Here is a 19,393-nt window from a genome sequence, read left to right on the forward strand (position 1 = left end):
GGTCAGCCCCGCTTCGCGGCAGTGGCGAAATCGGGCGCGCGCTTCTCGCGGAAGGCCTGGACACCCTCCTCATATTCGGGAGTAAGATAGGCGATGGTCTGCGCATAGCCTTCATATTCGAGCATCTGGTCGAGCGTCGCGTTGGTCGACTTGTCGAGCAGCGTCTTGGTCATGGCGAGCGCCGTCGGCGAGCCCGCCGCGATTTTAGAGGCGATGGCGCGCGCTTCGGCGATCAGCGTGTCGTGCGGGACGACATGATTGACGATGCCCATGACCTGCGCCTCGGCGGCAGGCACCTTGCGGGCGGTGAAGCAGAGCTCCTTCGCCTTGTTGATGCCGATGACCCGGCCCAGCAGGTAGAGGCCGCCGAGATCGGGAACGAGGCCGACCTTGGCGAAGGCCTGCATGAAGCTCGCCCGGTCGCTCGCGATGATGAAGTCGCACGCCAGCGCGATATTGAAGCCGGCCCCGGCTGCGGCGCCGTTGACGGCGGCGATGACGGGCTTTTCGAGCCGGAAGAGCGGTTCGACGATATTGCGCAGGATGCCGCGGTGGCGCGTGCGGCGCTGCAGCGGGGTCATGTCGTCCTTGCGCGCCTTGAGGTCGGCACCGGCGCAAAAGCCGCGCCCGGCGCCCGTCAGGATGACGCAGCCGACATCGGGGTCGGCGGCGACGCGGCCGAGGGCGTCCTCGAGCTCGGCATAGAGCTCGTCGGTCGTCGCGTTCATCGCGTCGGGCCGGTTGAGCGTGATCGTCGCGATCCGGTCGCTCACTTCATAGAGGATATTCTCGTAAGACATGGCTGACCTTTCAGAAGCTGGACATATCCGGCGGCACATGCGCCAGATCGCCTTCGGTCGATTCCGGAATGGCGAACCATTGCTCGGGGATTTTCTTCGGGATGCGAAAGTCGTGCGCGGGCACGACGATGTCGGAGTTCACCTGCACCCGGCGCATCGCCGCCTGCCAGTCGCGCTCGCTTTCGCTGCGGATATTCCCGGTCAGGAAGGCGTCGGAGAGCGAGCGCTGCGGATGGTCGGTGGCGCGCGCATCTGCCGGAAACCAGTAACGATAATGATCGCCAAGGTCGGAGGCGATCGCGACGATGCCCTTGGCGGTCCGGATCAGTGGCACCTGCATCCCCGGCGTGTGGCTCGGCACCTTCAGGACGCGGAAACCGGCGAACAGCTCGGCATCGCCGTCGAGGGTACGGATCTGGCCGGGCCGGCGGCGCGCCACCAGATTGCCGATCGTCGACTGCCAGTAGAAGATGCGCTGCGACGGCACCGGATCCGCAGCGTGCGACAGCTCGTCGCGCTGGATGACGATGCAGGCGTCGGGAAAGAGGTCGAGATTTTCGGCGTGATCGAAATGGCCATGGGTGAGCACGACATGGTCAATGTCGCCCGGCGTCAGCTCCTCGCCGGCGAGGAGCTCGGTAAGCTTGGCATGGCCTCCGCCCCACCCTTCGACCTTGAGGCGCTTGGTGATGAGCGCGATCTCGGCCATGCCGGAGTCGATGAGCACATTATGCGTTCCGTCGCGCGCCAGCCAGACGTGGACCGGGTCGCGCTGGATCCCCCCGCCATGCGGCAGGTAGAGCTCACCGATGAGCAGCGAGTCGATGCGCCACTCGGTCACTCGTCGATGACCTCGAAGCGTTCGATGTCGGCCATCGAACCCTTCCGCTCGCCGCTGGTCCAGATCGCACGGACACGCGTTCCGGGCTTGATGCGCTCCTTCGCCTCTTCGAGGCTGTCGATGTCGATCATGTGAATGAGGCGCGTCGAGGCCCCGTCAAGCACGATCTCGGCATAGACATAGGGCGGTTCGCGGGTCTGGCCGACGAACTCCATGTTGATGATCGAGCAGCCGCGGATGGTGCCGGTGTCGGCGCAGGCTTTCCAGGTGCCGGTGCGCTTGTGCGTGATATCGTCGACTTCGCGTGGCGGGAGCAAGGCATCGTCGCCGTTCGAGGTGCGAACCCCGATGACGCGCCCGAATTCCTTGATCTCGTCGAACATGCGCCCGTAATAGGGGCCGTAGGCATGCTCATAGGGCAGCGCGAGCGAATATTTCACAACCTCGAGCGGCGCCTCGGTATCGGCGAGCGGCGAAACCGTGCCGACCGGCGCATCGGCCGCAACGCGGAAACCGCTGATCGCGGTGATCGTTTCCGACGCCTCGTCCGCCCAGACCGCTTCGATGCGCTGCCCGATCTTGAAGTCGCCGAGATCGCCGATCAGGCGGTGTGCGAACTCATTGTCGCAGCCGTCGAGGCGGACAAGACCGATCACCTGGCCGTCGACACGGGTGAAGCCCGTCAGCTCGCCGGTGTGGGGCGCTTCGACGAAGCTTTCCATCGGGTCGCTGTTGATCGCGGAGAAATCCTGCGCCGGCGCGACAACCGAGCCGTCGGGGAAGCGCGAACCGACGATCCGCCGGTTCTTGATCTCGGCGAGGAAGGTCCCCGCCGCGCGCCCGGGCGTGAGCGTGTAGGGCAGCGCGATCTGCGCATTGAAGACCGGAAGTTCGATCGGCATCGTTTCGGGTGCTGAATACATGTCGTCGTCCCCTATGCGCTCAGGACCGCGCAGCCGCGCAGGTTGGCCCAGCCACCGCCGGACTGGACCAGTGCGAGCTTCGCATCCTTGATCTGGTGGCTTTCGTTCCGGCCCATGACCTGGGTCGCGGCTTCGATGAGGCGGATCACGCCGACCGCGCCGATGGGATTCGCGCCCATGCAGCCGCCCGACGGATTGACCGGGATGTCGCCGTCGAGCTGCGTCGCGCCCGAGGCGATCAGCTCGGCGGCCTGCCCCGGCGGGCAGAGCCCGAGGCTCTCATAATAGTTGAGCTCGAAGCAGGAATAGGGCTCCTGCACCTCGACCACGTCGAACTGGCGGCGCGGATTGGTGATGCCCGCCGAACGATAAACGGCGCGCGCGGCGAGCGCGAGCGGCTCGGAAATCATCAGCGAGCGTTCGGGCGCGTTATCGGCTTCGCAATAATAGGCCATGCCCTGGATCCACGCCGGGCGATCGGTCGACTTGTGGGCGACCTTTTCGGTGGCGAGGACGATTGCAGCGGCACCGTCCGAGATCGGCGGCACATCGAGAAGCTTGATCGGCCAGCACAGCGGCTTCGAGGCGAGCACCTCGTCGACGGTCACTTCCTTCTTCATATGCGCATAGGGATTGGCGATCGCGTTCATGCGGTTCTTCACCGACACCATCGCGGCGGCTTCCTCGGTATGACCGAGGACGTCCATGCGCGCGCGCCAGTAAGCGGCCGAGAAGCCCATGATGCCAACCGCAAACTCGCGGCCCCAGAAGGGATCGTAGAGCGTCGAGATCGAATATTGCAGCGGCCCCTCTGACAGCTTGTCATAGGCGACGACCAGGGTTCGGTCGGCGTAGCCACCCGCGACCTGATAATAGCCGGCGAGCGCCCCGGCAAAGCCTGCGCCGCCGCCGCTGGTCACGCGAAGAAGGGGTTTCCCCTGCGCCCCGATCGCATTCGCGACCCAGAGTTCGGGATGGTTCACGGCGCCGAACAGCACCGGGCCCGTCGCGACGACGATCGTGTCGATGTCCTCGATCGTGAGCTTCGCGTCGGCAAGGGCGCGGTCGACCGCCTCGCGAACGAGCCCGGCCTGGCTGACGTCGGTGCGACGACGCGCGTGATGGGTCTGTCCAACCCCGACGATTCCTACATGTCTGGTCATTGTCACACCTCGAGGCTGAATACGCAGTTGCTCTGCATCGCGACGCCCGTGCTGCCATGGACGACCGCCTTGCTCGGCGTGCCGCTGCCGTAGAGCTGCGGCTCGCGCAGCTGTCGGACGGCTTCGGCGAGCCGGAACATGCCGGTCGCCATGATGGGATCGGCGGGTAGTGCGCCCCCCGAGCGGTTTACGGCGACCTTGCCGCCGCGCGCCGCGGAAAGGCCATTGCCCTGCTTGGCAAGGCCGAGCGCCTCGATCGCCATGAGTTCGGAGACGACCGAAGAGGCGCTGACCTCGACAATATCGGCCGAGGCGGCGTCCCAGCCCGCCGCGCGGGCCGACATGGCGGCGGCATTTTCGAGCGCGCGCAGCCGGCTGCGGTCGCGGTCGGCATAGGCGTGGCAGTCGGTGCTCGATCCCATGCCGGTGACGAACACCGGCGTTCCGCCGCTCCGCCGTGCGGCATCCTCGCTTGCGATCAGGATCGCGACGGCGCCGTCCACCGGGCGCGCAAACATGAGTTCGGTGAGCGGCGCGGCCGCTTCGGAGGCGCCGAGCACGGCGTCGAGATCGGGAAGCTCGTCGATCGCCACGCGGCCATCGGCCTTTGCATCGGCCCAGCGGGCAACGACCAGTTCGGCGAGGTCGCGCTCGCCGAGCTTGCCCGAAGCCAGATAATGCTGCGCCTGGATGCCCGCGGCCGCGCGCTGGTTGAAGCCGACGGGGCGCTGGTAGAAGGGTTCGACCTGCGAGGCCCAGTAATTCTCGACCACCGACTCGGACGGCTTGGAATAAGCGACGAGAAGGCCGACCGACGCGGCGCCCGAGCGGATCTTGTTGACCCCGTAGAGCGCCGAGAACAGCCCGTCCTCTTCGACACGCGCCTCTTCCTTGTGGTGCGCACCGAGCGCACCGAGGAAGCCGCAGTTCGAGATCGAGCGTCCGTCGAGAACGTCGCTGCCCGAGTCGATGACGAAATCGACGTCGTCGATCGAGAAGCCCGATCCCTTGAACACCGCGGTTACGACCGACGAGATCAGGTCGATGTGCTGCGCATCGCGCCAAGCGGGCCGCAGCTCCGCTTGCGCAGTCGCGACCACTGCCACCTTCTTCAGAGCCATCCACGGCCTCCCATGCGTTACGTTTCGCAAGCCTGGCGCCCGTTCAGTCCCGGTACGTCCGCTGTGCAGGGTCGGTTTATGGCCGGGAAAAATTTCCGTCAACCCATATTCGACGTTTCATCGGATTTTGAGTTTCGCGCGATATAGACGATTAATGCACGGTTTCCTTGGAATCATGCCGGATCAACATAGGGCTTGCATTCCGAGTATATCCGAAACAATATCGGAAGATGGAGAAGGAGAAGACTGTGAGCCTCGATGTTTCAGGCAAGTTTCGCTATCCGTCGCCGGACCTTGCCTGGCTGTCGCAGCGCGTCGAAGATGTGCTGGAGCCGGAGCTTCCGATCATCGATGCGCATCACCATCTCTGGGAAGAGGGCGGATCGCCCTATCTTCTCGCGGAAATGTGCGCCGATGTGGACGATGGCCACAGGATCGACGCGACGGTCTTCGTCCAGGCTCATTATGGCTATCGTACCGACGGCCCGGCGCATCTGGCGCCGGTCGGCGAAACCGAAAAGGTCGCCGCCATCGCCCGCGCGGCGCGCGAAGCCGGATGCGCGACTAGCATCGCCAAGGCTATTGTCGCTTATGCGGACCTCATGTCGGGACCTCTGCTCACCGAGACGCTCGATGCGCACAGCATCGCGGCGGACGGCGCGCTGCGGGGCATTCGCCACTCGGTGTCGCGCGACGAGAATTTCCCCGATGGCATCGTGCTGCGCCCGGCCCCGGCGGGCCTTCTCGGCGACCCCGCCTATCGTGCGGGGCTGGCCGAACTCGGCCGCCGCGGTCTCGTCTATGACGCGATGCTCTATCATGCGCAGATTCCCGAGCTGGTCGACGCCGCACGGGCGGTGCCCGGCACCTCGATCATCCTCGACCATCTCGGCTGCATCCTCGGGGTCGGCCCTTATGAGGGCCAGGAGAAGGCGTCGTTCGCGCGCTGGCGCGACGCTATGCGGCGACTCGCCGATTGCCCGAACGTCGCGGTCAAGATCGGCGGCTTCGGTATGATCATTTGCGGCGCGCGCTGGCACGAGCGCGCCCTGCCCCCTTCGTCGGCGGAACTGGCCGAGGCCTGGCAGCCCTATGTCGAGACCTGCACCGAACTGTTCGGCGCCGAACGCTGCATGTTCGAAAGCAACTTCCCGGTCGACAAGGCGATGTACAGCTACCGGACCCTCTGGAACGCCTTCAAGCGGATCACGCAGGGCTGGCCCGAGGCCGACCGGGTAATGCTGTTCGCAGGAACCGCGCGTCGGATCTATGGGCTGGACGAGGCGCCGCGCCCGAGCGTGCGGCCGGAGACCGAGGCCGCCGATGCTTAACAGGGCGAATGCACTTTTTGCGCGCGAGGCGGAGCGCCCCGACAAGATCGCGATCCGCTTCGAAGGCGGCGAGACGAGCTTCGCGGCGCTGGCGCGGCAGGTCCGCGACATGGCGGGCGCGCTCGCGGCGCTTGGCGTTGCGCGAGACGTGCATGTCGGGCTGCTGCTCCCCGCCTCGCCCGAGTTCATCGTCGTCGAGCAGGCGCTGTTCGCGCTCGGCGCGCCGATCACCCCGGTCAACATCCTCTACCGCCCCACCGAGATCGCCCATGCGGTCGACTGCTGCGATCTCGCGTTCATCGTGACCACCGAAGCGCTCGCGAGCGCGGCGTTGGCCGCCCTCCCGGCAAGCTGCCGGCTCCTGCTGGTCGATACGGCGGCGCATGACGCGGCGGGTGCCTCGATTCCTGCGACGCTCGCGGCCTCCAGTCCGCTCGCCGACCTCGCCGCGATCGGCCCCGGCGACCCCGTCTTTCACCTCCTGACGAGCGCGACAACGGGCAAGGCGAAGGGCGTGATCCTCACCGCAGGAAATCTTGCCGCCAACTACGACCGGACGCCAGCGTGGCTCGGTCTCGACGCGAACGACGTCATCCTCTGCGCGCTGCCGCTCTACAACACATTCGGGCTCAACCAGTGCATCAACGCGATGCTGGTCACCGGCGCGACGCTGGTGCTCCTCCCACGCTTCGATGCGGCGCGCTGCATCGAAGCCGTCGGCGACTTCGGCTGCACCTTCCTGCCCGCCGTCCCGACGATGCTCCAGAAGATCTTCGATCATCCGGGGGCGAGCGGTCCCCGCCTCCAGTCGCTGCGCCGGATCATGACCGGCGGCGCCCCTGTACCTTCGGCGCTGCTGCAACGGATTATCGCTGCCGCGCCTTCGGTCCAGGTGCTGACCGGCTATGGGCTGACCGAAGGCACCGCGCTGGTGACGCTGACCGAAGTCAGGCTGGACGCCGATGGCGAGCTCGAACGCGGCCGCACGATCGGCCGCGTGCTAGAAGGCATGGACCTCGCGATCGTCGACGACGCCGGGAATCGCTGCCCGGCCGGCACCTCGGGCGAGATTGTCGTCTCCGGACCCAATCTCATGGCGGGCTATTACAAGGCGCCCGATGACAGCGCCGCGGCGCTGCGCGGCGGCTGGCTCTATACGGGCGATATCGGCTACATCGACGACGAAGGCTATTCCTACATCGTCGACCGCAAGAAGGACGTCATCATCCGGGGCGGCCAGAACATCTATCCGGTCGACATCGAGGAGGTTCTCTACCAGGCGCCGGGCGTCGCCGAGGTCGCCGTCGTCGGCCGCGAGGACGAGATGATGGGCGAAGTCCCGATCGCCTATGTCGCCGGAACGGCTGCGCTCGCGGTCGACGCGCTGATCGAGCACTGCCGCGAACATCTCGCCCGCTACAAGGTGCCCGCCGACATCGAGATCCTGCCCGAACTGCCCAAGGGCCCCACCGGCAAGATCTTGCGCAGGGCGCTGCGCGACAAGGCCCGCCATGCCGCCTGAGCCGCCCGTCAGCACCGCACGCTCGCGCTTCGTGTCGCTCGGCGGCTCGCGCCACCACCTGCTCGAATGGGGCGAGACCGGCGCGCCGGTCGTCCTTCTCCAGCACGGCATACGCGACCAGGCGCATAGCTGGACGTGGCTCGCCGAGACGCTGAAGGACAATTATCATGTGATCGCGCCGGACCTGCGCGGTCATGGCGACAGCGACTGGTCGAGCGACGGCAATTATGCGCTGGCCAGTTTCGTCATCGACCTCGCCGCCATCGCCGATCTCTGCGGTCTGCGCGACTTCGCAATCGTCGGCCATTCGCTCGGCGGACAGATTGCGCTGCGCTACACCGCCGCCTTCCCCGAACGGGTGCGCGCGCTCGTCGCGATCGAGGGCGTCGAGCTGCCGATCATCCGGCAGGAACGCGAGAAGTCGCGCCCCTATCCCGAACGTCTGCGCGAGTGGACGGCGAACGAGCTGATGCGCCGGCTGCAGACGCCGCGCTACTATCCCGATCTCGCGCGCGCCGCCGAGCGCATGCAGGAAGCGAACCCCGAAATCGACAGCGAGACGATCGCCTATCTCACGCGAACGGGCCTGATTGCCGAAGCCGACCGGGGCCTTCGCTGGAAATATGACAATGGCTGCCGCCATCGGCCGCCCGAAGACCAGCGCGGCGCCGATCTCGACGAGATGCTGACCGCGATCCCCTGTCCCACGCTGCTCGCCTATGGCGACGAGAGCTGGATAACGCCGCCGCCGACGACGCGTCTTGCACATCTCGCGCGGCACCGCGTCATCACCTTCGGCGGCGCGAGCCACTGGCTCCATCACCAGCGCCGTGCAGGATTCAACGAGCTTGTCGGCCGTTTTCTTGGCGATCCCTCGCCTACCCTCGCCAATGAAAGAGACCATTATGCGTGAAGCAGCCATCATCTCCACGGCACGAACGCCCATTGCCAAGGCCTTCAAGGGCGCCCTCAACGATACCGACGCCCCGGAATTCATGGGACACGCCATGAAGGCGGCGGTCGAGCGGGCGGGCATAGATCCGGCGCGGATCGACGATGTGCTCGTCGGGGTCGGCACCCAATGGGGCACGCAAGGCGGCAATCTTGCACGCACCGCGATCTTCGCCGCCGACCTCCCGCTGTCGGTCCCGGGTACGACGCTCGACCGCAAATGCGGCTCGGGGCTGACGACGCTCGCCTATGCGGCGCGCGGGATCATGGCGGGCGATCTCGATGTCGCGCTGAGCGGGGGTGCCGAGTCGATCAGCCATACGCGCAACGCGCACCACCCGACCTTTCGCGCGCAGCCGCAAGCGGTGCTCGACCGGCAGCCGCACGCCTATATGGCGATGATCGAGACCGCGGAGATCGTCGCCGAGAAATATGGCGTGAGCCGCGAGGCGCAGGACGAAGTGTCGGCGCTCAGCCACCAGCGCGCCGCGGCCGCCGTCGCCGCGGGCCGTCTCGCCGAAGAAATCGCGCCGATGACGGTCACCAGGAATCTCGTCGCCAAGGACGGCAGCGTGACCGGGCAGGAGACTTTCCTGTTCGAGCATGACGAAGGGATTCGCGCTGATACCACTGCCGAGGGGCTCGCCGGGTTGCGCCCGGTCTGGAAAGACGGATCGGTGATCAAGGAGGGCCGCCACGTCACCGCGGGCAATGCGAGCCAGCTTTCGGACGGTGCTGCAGCGCAGGTGCTGATGGATCGCGCAACCGCCGAGGCGGAGGGCAAGGACATCCTCGGCATCTTCCGCGGCTTCCAGTCGGCGGGCTGCACGCCCGACGAAATGGGGGTCGGACCGATATTTGCCGTGCCCAAACTTCTCGCGCGCGCCGGGCTCAAGGTCGACGATATCGGCCTCTGGGAGATCAACGAGGCCTTTGCCAGCCAGTATCTCTACTGCCGCGACGAGCTCGGCATCGATCCCGAAAGGATCAACGTCAATGGCGGCGCGATCGCGCTCGGCCACCCCTTCGGTATGACCGGCGCCCGGCTCGCGGGCTCAGTGCTTCTCGAGGCCCGCCGGCGCGGCGTCCGCTACGCGGTCGTCTCGATGTGTGTCGCGGGCGGAATGGGATCCGCCGGACTCTTCGAAATCCCGCAATGAGGACTATGACATGACCCTTCGTTTCGACAATGACGTCGTGATCGTGACCGGGGCCGGGCGCGGCCTCGGGCGCGAATATGCGCTGGCCTTTGCCGCACGCGGCGCTGCGGTGCTGGTCAACGACCCGGGCGGCCCCGAGGGCGGGCCGGGCAGCGGGCCGGGCGTCGCCGAAGTCGTCGCGGCTGAAATCCGCGCTGCCGGGGGCCGCGCGGTCGCCGACGAGACGGCGGTGGGCACGCGCGAGGCAGCCGAGGCGATCGTCGCCAAGGCGATCGCGGCCTTCGGCAAGCTCAGCATTCTCGTGAACAATGCGGGCATTATCAGCTTCGCCAAGCTCACCGATATCCGCGAAGGCGACTGGCGGGCGATGCAGACGGTGACGCTCGACGGGGTATTCCATCTATGCGCCGCAGCCTGGCCGCATCTGGCGGCGGCGGGGCGGGGCCGCATCATCAACACGACCTCTAACGCCGGGTTCGCCGGCAATGAGGGGCTAGGCGCCTATGGCGCCGCCAAACTGGCGGTAGCGGGGCTCACCAAATGCCTGGCGCAGGAGGTGGGCGACAGCGGCATCACCGTCAATGCCGTCGCGCCGATGGCGATCACGCGAATGAACCGCGACGCCTTTTTCGACAGCAAGGAAGGCGGCGGCAGCGATTGGCAAGGCGATATCCGGAGCGGCGTGGTCCCGATGGGGCCGCCGTCGATCGTGGCGCCCGCGGTGCTCTGGCTCGCTCACCGCGATACAAGGATCAACGGCGAAATCTTCTCGAGTTCGTCGGGCAAGGTGGCGCGCGTCGCGTTCGTCGTGGGCGAGGGCTATTTCGATCCCGACCATGGCCCCGAGGATCTGGCCGCGCACGCCGACCAGATCCGCGCGCTCGGCGATTTTCTCGATCCCGCCTCCACCTCGGACGAACTCGCGGCAATTCCGCCCCTATTTGTAGGAGCGCCCTGAAATGGCCCCCGAAGACGCACCGCGCATCGACTGGACGCGCGAGGAGATCGCCGGGCTGTTCCACCTGCCGTTCGACGAGCTGATGTGGGAGGCGCAGGGCGTCCATCGCCGCCGCCATGCGCCTGGGCAAATCCAGCTGTGCACCTTGCTCAGCATCAAGACCGGCGGCTGCATCGAGGATTGCGGCTATTGCTCGCAGAGCGCACACGCCGACACGGGGCTGAAGGCCACCAAGCTCATGGATGTGCGCGCGGTGCTGCAGGCGGCAGCCGAGGCCAAGGATGCCGGATCGCAGCGTTTCTGCATGGGTGCCGCGTGGCGCAACCCCAAGGACCGCGATATGCCGGCGATCGTCGAGATGATCGAGGGCGTGCGCCAGATGGGCATGGAAACCTGCATGACGCTGGGGATGCTGACCAAGGAACAGGCGCAGCAACTCGCGGTCGCGGGGCTCGACTATTACAATCACAATATCGACACATCCCCAGAGAATTACGGCAATGTCATCACGACGCGCAGCTTTCAGGATCGGCTCGATACGCTGGAGGAAGTGCGCAGCGCCGGGATTAACGTGTGCAGCGGCGGCATCGTGGGCATGGGTGAGACACGGCAAGATCGCGTCGGCTTCATCCATACCCTGGCGACCCTGCCTGAACACCCCGGCAGCGTGCCGATCAACGCGCTGGTGCCGGTGAAGGGCACCGTACTCGGCGATATGCTCGCGGATACGCCGCTCGCCAAGATCGATGATATCGAGTTCGTGCGCACCGTCGCCGTCGCGCGCATCACCATGCCGATGAGCATGGTTCGCCTGTCGGCGGGACGCGAGAGCATGTCGGAGGCGACGCAGGCGCTCTGCTTCATGGCGGGGGCGAACAGCATCTTCACCGGCGACAAACTGCTGACGACGGGCAATCGCGGCGACAGCGCCGACGCGGCGCTCCTCGCAAAGCTTGGCCTCAGGCCGATGGAGAGCGAAGAACCGATGCGGCGCGGCGAAAGCGAGGAAGCTTCGCCAACTTCCGACCTTTTATCGGAATATTTTCCACATTATCTTTGATTGAAGCTAAGTATATTTTCCGACTATTTGTCGTATATTGACGTTCAAGCGAGCCGACGCTACGGAATGCGCCTGTTCTTGACGAGGGCCTTGCGATGAAAAAATACTACGCCGCCGCCGCCGCTGCACTCGAAGGGCTGCTCTTCGACGGCATGCAGATCTGCGCGGGCGGTTTCGGCCTGTGCGGCATCCCCGAACGGCTGATCGACGCGATCCGCGATGCGGGCACCAGGGACCTGACGATCGCGAGCAACAACGCCGGGATCGACGGCGAAGGGCTCGGCAAGCTGCTCCGCACGCGGCAGATCAAGAAGATGATCAGCAGCTATGTCGGCGAGAACAAGGAGTTCGAGCGGCAATATCTGGCGGGCGAGCTCGAGGTCGAATTCTGCCCGCAGGGCACGCTCGCCGAGCGCTGCCGCGCCGGCGGTGCGGGCATCCCCGGCTTCTACACCAGGACCGGCGTCGGCACGCTGGTCGCCGAGGGCAAGGAAGTGAAGAATTTCGACGGTCAGGATTATATCCTCGAGCGCGGCATCTTCGCCGACCTCGCGATCGTCAAGGGGTGGAAAGCCGACGAGAGCGGCAACCTGATCTTCCGCAAGACCGCGCGCAACTTCAACCAGCCGATGGCGACCGCGGCGAAGATCTGCATCGCCGAGGTCGAGGAAATCGTCCCCACCGGCAGCCTCGATCCCGATGCGATCCACCTGCCCGGCATTTACGTGAAGCGGCTGATCGTCGGCGCGCCCTACGACAAGAAGATCGAATTCCGAACGGTTCGCGAAAGGGAGAATGTATAATGGCCTGGACCCGCGACGACATGGCGGCGCGCGCCGCGAAGGAACTGCAGGACGGTTATTACGTCAACCTCGGCATCGGCATCCCGACCTTGGTCGCGAACCATATTCCCGCGGGGATGACGGTCACGCTCCAATCGGAGAATGGCATGCTCGGCATCGGCCCCTTCCCGCTCGAGGGCGAAGAGGACGCCGACCTGATCAACGCGGGCAAGCAGACGATCAGCGAGCTGCCGCAGTCGGCCTATTTCAGCTCGGCGGACAGCTTCGCGATGATCCGCGGCGGGCATATCGACCTGACCGTCCTGGGCGCGATGGAGATCGCCGAAAATGGCGACATCGCCAACTGGATGATCCCGGGCAAGATGATCAAGGGCATGGGCGGCGCGATGGACCTCGTCGCCGGGGTCAAGAAGATCATCGTCGTGATGGAACACAACGCCAAGGACGGCAGCCCCAAGTTCATCCCGGCGTGCACGCTGCCGCTGACCGGCAAGAATGTCGTCGACATGATCATCACCGACCTCGCGGTGTTCCGGCGTGACGACCATGACAGCCCGTTCAAGCTGATCGAACTCGCGCCGGGGGTGACCGCCGGGGAAGTCGCCGAAAAAACGACCGCGCGCTACCTCGCCTAAAGCCCGCCGGTCTCCGTTTGCCTTCGGGGGCCGCGACCGGTTTCGACCGGGGCCAGGTCGTGCGGCCTCTGCTCAGTCGAACGTGACGACCGCGCGGCCCTTGAGCGTGCCGTCGCGGAGGCGGGACAAGGCTGTCTCCACATCGTCGAAAGCGTAGCGCTCATAATCGATCAGGAGCCGACCATCGGCCGCAAGCTGGCATACCTCTCGCAAGTCGGCCAATGTGCTGCCGAGCGAGATAGCAAATTGGCAGGTCGTCGCCAGCCGTCCCCAGCCAACGGCGAGCGAACCACCTTCGAGGCCGACCAGCACGATCCGTCCATGCGGCCGCGACACGGCTGCGGCCAAGGCGAGCGTCTCGTCGGTTCCGACCAGGTCGATCACGACGTCCGCGCCGCGGCCACCACTGATATCCATGATGGCTTCCGCCGTGCGGCGATCCGCGACAAGCGCATGGTCGGCGCCATATCGCCGCGCGTCGGACAGCCGGCTCTCGGCCCGATCGACCGCGAAGACCGTCGCACATGAGAGCAGTTTCAGGAACTGGATGGCATAGGCGCCGAGGCCTCCCACCCCGATAACGAGCGCGGTCGAGCCTGGCTTGAGCCGGTCGAGCACGGACTTGACTGCGCGGTAAGAGGTGACCCCCGCGTCGGTCAGCGGCGCGATCGAAACCGGATCAACGTTGCCCAGCGGCACGAGCTCGCGGCGCGGCACCACCATAAATTCTGCAAGGCCGCCATCGATACCCACTCCGCGGGTCGTGCCAATCGGTCCGCGCGCGAAGGTCGCGCACGATTGTTCGTACCCTTCGTGGCAATATTCGCAGTTGCCGCAGTGGTGCATGTTGTGAACCGCGACATTGTCGCCGGGCTTGAGGTCGGTAACGCCGTCACCGCAATATTCGACCTGCCCGGCATTTTCATGGCCGAGCGTGAAACCGGCCGATAATTCGGCGGCGTAAGGAACGCTTCCCGGCCGGCTGCCGATGATGTCGAGGTCCGAGCGGCAGAGACCCGCGCCCCGCATGCGGAGGAGCACCTCTCCGGAACCGGGAACAGGCGTGGGAATGTCGACGAACTCGGCAGGCCGTCCCCATTCGACTATCCGATAGGCTCGCATCGCCTTCTGTTTCTCCCTGCCGGGGCCGCTCGCTTCACATTACGGGAGCGCAACCGGCGTCAGTTTGATTTCGGCAGCGCGTAGGCCATCACATAATCGCCGGCTCCCGAGGACAGCGGTGCATTGCCGCCCGCGGCGATCACGACGAACTGACGACCGCTCTTCTTGCTGATGTAGGTCATCGGCGTGGCGTGGCCGCCCGCCGGGAGCGGAACGCGCCACACCAGCTTGCCGCTATTCACATCGAACGCCCGGAACGCGCGCTCCTGCGTGGCGGCAATGAAGATGAGTCCGGACCTGGTGGTGACCGCGCCACCGGTGTTGGGGACGCCCATGGGCAGCGGCAGGTGCGTTCGCGTGTTGAACGGCCCACTGTCGGAGGCGGTGCCAAGCGGCCGCTCCCAGTTCATCTTGCCGGTCTTCAGGTCGACGACGCCGATCTTGCCGAAGGGCGGCTCGGTGCAGGGAACATTCAGCGGCGAGAGGAACGGTCCGGTCAGAAGTGCGAACGGCGTTCCCTCCTGCGCGACCGGCTGGCCGACATGCGCGCCACCGGTCAGCGAGCGCTTGTAGCCCTTGGCGTCGGCCTCGGCACGCGAGACCATCGTTGTGTAATTGGCCATCCGGCTCCAGTTGACGATCGCCAGCTTGCGATCCGGATCGATCGAAATGCCGCCCCAGTTCACGCCGCCGAGGAAGCTTGGATAGGTGATGGTCGGGCGCGGATAGCCGGGCGGCGTGAACATGCCCTCGTACCGCGCCTGGCTGAACTTGATGCGGCACCAGAGCTGATCGAGCGGGGTCAGGCCCCACATCGACTGCGGCGTCAGAACCATATTGTCGAACGCCGGCAAGGTCGGTGAGTGAGGCTGCGTGGGAGACAGGAAGTCGCCCTTTGCCGGTCCTTGCGGCACCGGTCGCTCCTCCACCGGCCGGATCGGTTTGCCCGTCCGGCGGTCGAGCATGAAGAATTGTCCGCTCTTCGACGTCTGGAGCAAGGCGGGAACCATCTCGCCGCCGACAGGGATGTCGATCAAAGTGGGCTGCGGCGAAACGTCATAATCCCAGACGTCATGGTGAACGATCTGGAAGGACCAGCGCGCTTCGCCGCTTTCGATGTCGAGGGCGACGACCGAGCTGCTATACTGCTCCGAACCCTTCGAACGATGGGCGCCCCAATAATCGGGCGTGGAATTGCCGGTGGGCAGGTAAACGAGGCCGAGTTGCTCGTCGCCGCTCATCGGGGCCCAGCTGTTCGCAGTGCCCGGGGAATAGGTCTCGCCAGGCCCCGGTTCGCCATGCTCGTGCGGACGATCCATGTCCCACGCCCAGGCAAATTCGCCGGTCGTCGCGTCGAACGCCCGGATGACCCCGGACGGCTCGCCGACATATTGGCCGTCAGTCACCCAGCCGCCCAAAACGACCTTGCCGCGGACGATCGTCGGTGCGGAGGTGATATAATAATATCCCTTGATGATCTTGCCGAAGCCCCGCGTGAGGTCGACCGAACCATTGGTCCCGAATGCGGGACAGGGTTTTCCGTCGTCGGCATCGATGGCCATCAGCCGGGCATCGGTGGTGGCCGTGATGATGCGCCGTGCGCACGGTCCGGTGGCACCGGGCGGCGCGAAATAGCTGACGCCGCGGCAGGTACCGGCGTCGGGTGCATCGATGTTCGGGTCGAATTGCCAGCGGCGCGCACCGGTCTCGGGATCGAGCGCGATGACGATATTGGTGGGCGTGCACAGATAGACGGTGTCATTCACCATCAGCGGCGTGGCCTGAAAACCGAGGCCGGTTCCGGCGATCACACCGGTTCGGTAGGTCCATGCTGGCGCGAGGCGCGCGACGTTGCCCTGATCGATCTGCGACAGCGGAGAAAAGCGGGTGCCGCCAAGCGTATTGCCATAATGCGCCCACTCACCAGACCCGTCGCTGCCCTGGATGACCTGCTCCGGCGCTGCCTGGAGCTGGTTGACCTGCCAGAGCCACGCGCCGAACGCGACCAGGCCAACGGCTGCGGCGCCGATGACAATGGTGCGAAACCGTCGGAGCCAGGGCCAGCATACCCAAAGCCCGAGGATCATCGGGGCGACGAGGCGGCTCTGCAGACGCCAGACGTCGGTGCCGCTTTCCCAGATCGCCCAGACAAGCGTCAGGGCGAGAAAAAGCACATAGACAGCCACGTCGCGCCGGTCGCCCTTGAAGGCGAGCCATGACGTGGCGGCGACGGCGATACCCGCCGCGAGATAATAGATGGAGCCGCCGAGCAGGGCGAGTTGCGCGCCGCCGACAATCAGCAACAGCGCGATCACGGCGAGCACGGCCGAGAGGACGAACCGCCTGCGGGGCTTCAAAGGTGCTGTGGGCTCGTTGTCCATCGGTCCCTCGGCAAGTGGCGAAGTCGTCGAGAGCGAGCTCATGGCCGTCTTCCAGCGATGCGACGGTTCAAGCGTCCCACTCCAATTCGAACGGACTGACTGCGGAGACGATACCGCTCAGATAGGAAAGGTCATTGCCCTCGACGAGGCGGAACTCGGGAATCCGGGCCAGCCATTCCCTGAGGATGATCTTGAGCTCGAGCCGCGCGAGGGGCGCGCCGGGGCAAACATGGATGCCCTTGCCGAATATGTAGAAATGCCGCTTCGGCCGCTCGAGGCGGAACTCGAGCGCATCGTCATTGCTATCTTCGCTCATCGCGACGAGGATCGTCGAACCCATGATCATGTCGCGGGGCTTCAACGTCACCCCGCCGAATTCGGTTTCCTTGGCGACTTCGCGTGCATTCGACACGAGTGGAAAGCGCCGCAGGAATTCGGGTATCGCGTCTTCGAGCAGCGAAGGCTCGCTCGCGAGCTTGCGTCGCAGGCCTGCGTTTGTCGCAAGGTAGGAGAAGATGAACCCGAGCAGGTTCACCACCGTATCGAGCCCCGCGATCAGGACCTGGATGCACATATTCTCGGCTTCTTCATCCGTTATCGGACGGTCGAAAATCTTGCCGTTGATCATCTCGGTGATGAGATCGGTGCCCTCCTTGCCCCGGCGTGAGCGGATTACCGGTCCGATATATTCGCTGAACTGGCGTTCCACCTCGGGATGGGTGATCGAACCGTCGGGCCGGGTGAACTGATCGGCGAGATATTTGAGCTTGGGCAGATCCTCCTCGGGCAGATCGACCACGCGCATGAAGATGCGGACGGGCAGCTGCTCGGCAAACTCGGTCGTGAAATTGCATCGGCCGCGGGCCCGGAAACTTTCGATCAACGCGGCGGTCAGTTCCTCGACATCTTCGGTCATGCGCGCGATCGACTTCGCGCCGAGATTGGCATTCAAAATGCGGCGAAACTCGAAATGATTCGGTGGATCGAGCGGCAGGGGCAGATATTTGGAATAGGTTTCCCCCATCGGCTCGCGCGGAACCATGACCACCTTGGTCGAGAAGGTGTCCCACTCGGACAGGACCGACTCGGTAAGGTCCGGCGTCATCGCGATCCAGTGGCCGCCATTGCGCGGTGTCCACATGACCGGATGCTTCGCATGAGCCTGCATCTCGAACCACATCCGCTGCGGGCACATGCCGGCCGGCGGGGACCGGTACACATCAAAATCGATCACCCGATCTTCCGGCACATGATCCGGACGGGGTGCGAGATCCGGCTCGCCGGGATTTGCATCAAGCGCCGCTGAGGTTTCCATGCGCTTCCTCCATGGGACTAGGGGATATCGTCGTGCGGCCGACAGGTGCCGGCCGCGCCGTCAGCCATGATCCTTCCAGTCGACCAATATGCCGGCGTCGTCGAACTTCATCACCGAGCAGAGCCGGAGGCGAAGCGCCTCTCCCTTGGCCGCAAAGCCTGGCAGATCCTGCTGGGCGGTCCCGCCCCAATACCCCTCGCGCACGACGACATGGCCGACGACATGGACGCCCTCGGCGGGCTCGAAACGCCGGTCGGGCATGAGGCTGTCACCGAACGCCTTCATCACTTCGATCAGGTCATCGGCATTTTCGAAGGAAGCGCCGCGATTGAAATGCGCCATCTTGAGGTCGGGGGCGATCGCGGCTCTGAGCCGCTCGAAGTCCTTGTCGTTATAGGCCTGGATGATGCCATCGGCACGGGCCGCGAAATCGGTCATCTTCACTCTCCCAGCTGGATCAATCTCCGGAGCCGGGGACCACCGGGCGGCGGCCGCCTCGAATATTCGAAAGCGGCCTTACCCGACGACCCGACTTCCGCGAGTCATCTCTATTTCCGACAAATCGTCGATTATCGTTGACATAGGTATATCCCGCTTCTACTTTCGTCAAGTACGATAAAACTGGCAGAAACCCCGAGGTAAACTGCCGCTCTGATATTATCAGAGCAGCGCACGAGAGGGCGCTACCCAATATGACGACGGCTGATAAATACGACGAATCATCGATATCTGCATGGGCCCATCGGGTCGGAATGCTGGATCTGGGCTCGCCGGTGCCGCCGGCCGAACGCTGCGAGGCGAGCGATCGCGCAGCCGTCGGCGAATGCATCGCCCGATATTGCTGGGCCTATGACGAACGGCGGATCGAGCCGCTCGGCGACTGCTTCACCCCCGACGCGATATGGGAGGGCAGCGTGCTCGGCGAAATTCCGATCGGGCCCCTCGAAGGGCGCGAGGCGATCGTCGAGTGGCTCTCCAAATTTTGGCCCCACCAGAAGGATCAGCGGCGCCATATGCTCCTCAATACGATCGTCGAGGACCTACGCGACGACGAGGCAGTGACATTGAGCTATCTGCTGTTGATGGCATCGACAGGCGATGCGGTCTCGATGGAATCGATGGGTTTCTACCGGGTCGCCTATCGCCGCGACGGTCCGACCTGGCGTATCGCGAGATTGACCGCCGGCTTCGACAAGCCCTTCTGGCCCGGCAAGCTCGAAACGATGAGCGAAAGAGGCCGCGTTCGCCACGGCGTGTTCGAGCAATCATGACCTGGCTCAATGGATGGGGCGCAAACCGCCACTACG

The 19,393-nt window shown here is 65.2% G+C and carries 18 protein-coding genes; 9 read left to right on the forward strand and 9 right to left on the reverse strand.

Annotation, left to right across the window (positions count from 1 at the left end; translation table 11 throughout):
• Positions 1–2: 2 nt before the first annotated feature.
• The 5 genes from AC1RNQ_RS07870 to AC1RNQ_RS07890 are packed head-to-tail and all read right to left on the reverse strand — an operon-like array spanning position 3 to position 4,848.
• Positions 3–800 carry an enoyl-CoA hydratase/isomerase family protein gene (locus AC1RNQ_RS07870; RefSeq protein WP_493170256.1) on the reverse strand — a complete coding sequence of 266 codons (798 nt, stop codon included), beginning with the start codon at positions 798–800 and terminating at the stop codon, positions 3–5.
• A 10-nt stretch (positions 801–810) separates the two neighbouring features.
• Complete coding sequence (locus AC1RNQ_RS07875; RefSeq protein ID WP_493170258.1) at positions 811–1,641, reverse strand: N-acyl homoserine lactonase family protein; 831 nt, start codon at positions 1,639–1,641, stop codon at positions 811–813.
• Positions 1,638–2,564: an OB-fold domain-containing protein gene (locus AC1RNQ_RS07880; RefSeq protein WP_493170259.1), complete on the reverse strand. Its 927-nt coding sequence runs from the start codon at positions 2,562–2,564 to the stop codon at positions 1,638–1,640. The genes AC1RNQ_RS07875 and AC1RNQ_RS07880 overlap by 4 nt, the downstream gene beginning before the upstream one ends.
• Before the next feature lie 11 nt (positions 2,565–2,575).
• Positions 2,576–3,727, reverse strand: coding sequence for a thiolase C-terminal domain-containing protein (locus AC1RNQ_RS07885; RefSeq protein WP_493170262.1), 1,152 nt, complete (start codon positions 3,725–3,727; stop codon positions 2,576–2,578).
• Positions 3,728–3,729: 2 nt separating this feature from the next.
• Positions 3,730–4,848, reverse strand: a complete 1,119-nt coding sequence (locus AC1RNQ_RS07890; RefSeq protein ID WP_493170263.1) for a thiolase C-terminal domain-containing protein — start codon at positions 4,846–4,848, stop codon at positions 3,730–3,732.
• Between the two features lie 248 nt (positions 4,849–5,096).
• On the opposite strand from AC1RNQ_RS07890, the gene AC1RNQ_RS07895 reads away from it, so the two are divergent.
• From AC1RNQ_RS07895 to AC1RNQ_RS07930, 8 genes are all read left to right on the forward strand, one after another.
• Entirely contained in the window at positions 5,097–6,179 is a 1,083-nt protein-coding gene (locus tag AC1RNQ_RS07895; RefSeq protein WP_493170264.1) for an amidohydrolase family protein, read from the forward strand.
• Entirely contained in the window at positions 6,172–7,701 is a 1,530-nt protein-coding gene (locus AC1RNQ_RS07900; RefSeq protein WP_493170265.1) for a class I adenylate-forming enzyme family protein, read from the forward strand. Before AC1RNQ_RS07895 ends, AC1RNQ_RS07900 begins: the two co-directional genes overlap by 8 nt.
• Positions 7,691–8,614: an alpha/beta fold hydrolase gene (locus AC1RNQ_RS07905; protein ID WP_493170266.1), complete on the forward strand. Its 924-nt coding sequence runs from the start codon at positions 7,691–7,693 to the stop codon at positions 8,612–8,614. The genes AC1RNQ_RS07900 and AC1RNQ_RS07905 overlap by 11 nt, the downstream gene beginning before the upstream one ends.
• On the forward strand, positions 8,607–9,812 hold the full coding sequence (locus AC1RNQ_RS07910; RefSeq protein WP_493170267.1) for a thiolase family protein: 1,206 nt from the start codon (positions 8,607–8,609) through the stop codon (positions 9,810–9,812). Before AC1RNQ_RS07905 ends, AC1RNQ_RS07910 begins: the two co-directional genes overlap by 8 nt.
• A 10-nt stretch (positions 9,813–9,822) precedes the next feature.
• Positions 9,823–10,770, forward strand: coding sequence for an SDR family NAD(P)-dependent oxidoreductase (locus AC1RNQ_RS07915; RefSeq protein WP_493170268.1), 948 nt, complete (start codon positions 9,823–9,825; stop codon positions 10,768–10,770).
• A 1-nt stretch (position 10,771) separates the two neighbouring features.
• Positions 10,772–11,830 (forward strand): biotin synthase BioB, encoded by a 1,059-nt coding sequence (gene bioB, locus AC1RNQ_RS07920; RefSeq protein WP_493170269.1) that lies wholly within the window; start codon positions 10,772–10,774, stop codon positions 11,828–11,830.
• Positions 11,831–11,925: 95 nt separating this feature from the next.
• Positions 11,926–12,633, forward strand: coding sequence for a CoA transferase subunit A (locus AC1RNQ_RS07925; protein WP_493170270.1), 708 nt, complete (start codon positions 11,926–11,928; stop codon positions 12,631–12,633).
• Positions 12,633–13,268, forward strand: a complete 636-nt coding sequence (locus tag AC1RNQ_RS07930; RefSeq protein ID WP_493170271.1) for a CoA transferase subunit B — start codon at positions 12,633–12,635, stop codon at positions 13,266–13,268. The genes AC1RNQ_RS07925 and AC1RNQ_RS07930 overlap by 1 nt, the downstream gene beginning before the upstream one ends.
• A 72-nt stretch (positions 13,269–13,340) precedes the next feature.
• On the opposite strand, the gene AC1RNQ_RS07935 is transcribed toward AC1RNQ_RS07930, so the two are convergent.
• The 4 genes from AC1RNQ_RS07935 to AC1RNQ_RS07950 are packed head-to-tail and all read right to left on the reverse strand — an operon-like array spanning position 13,341 to position 18,524.
• A complete protein-coding gene (locus tag AC1RNQ_RS07935) occupies positions 13,341–14,390 on the reverse strand; it encodes an NAD(P)-dependent alcohol dehydrogenase (RefSeq protein WP_493170272.1) in 1,050 nt (349 codons plus the stop codon).
• A 59-nt stretch (positions 14,391–14,449) separates the two neighbouring features.
• Complete coding sequence (locus AC1RNQ_RS07940; protein ID WP_493170273.1) at positions 14,450–16,813, reverse strand: membrane-bound PQQ-dependent dehydrogenase, glucose/quinate/shikimate family; 2,364 nt, start codon at positions 16,811–16,813, stop codon at positions 14,450–14,452.
• A 25-nt stretch (positions 16,814–16,838) separates the two neighbouring features.
• The gene (locus AC1RNQ_RS07945) at positions 16,839–18,086 is read right to left on the reverse strand and encodes a cytochrome P450 (protein WP_493170274.1); all 1,248 of its coding nucleotides are present in this window, start codon (positions 18,084–18,086) and stop codon (positions 16,839–16,841) included.
• Between the two features lie 60 nt (positions 18,087–18,146).
• Positions 18,147–18,524: a nuclear transport factor 2 family protein gene (locus AC1RNQ_RS07950; protein ID WP_493170275.1), complete on the reverse strand. Its 378-nt coding sequence runs from the start codon at positions 18,522–18,524 to the stop codon at positions 18,147–18,149.
• A 314-nt stretch (positions 18,525–18,838) separates the two neighbouring features.
• Between AC1RNQ_RS07950 and AC1RNQ_RS07955 the strand changes: the two genes are divergently transcribed.
• Positions 18,839–19,357, forward strand: a complete 519-nt coding sequence (locus AC1RNQ_RS07955) for a nuclear transport factor 2 family protein (RefSeq protein ID WP_493170277.1) — start codon at positions 18,839–18,841, stop codon at positions 19,355–19,357.
• Positions 19,358–19,393: the final 36 nt, after the last annotated feature.

This window comes from Sphingopyxis sp. GW821-FHT12F08 (assembly GCF_058806755.1).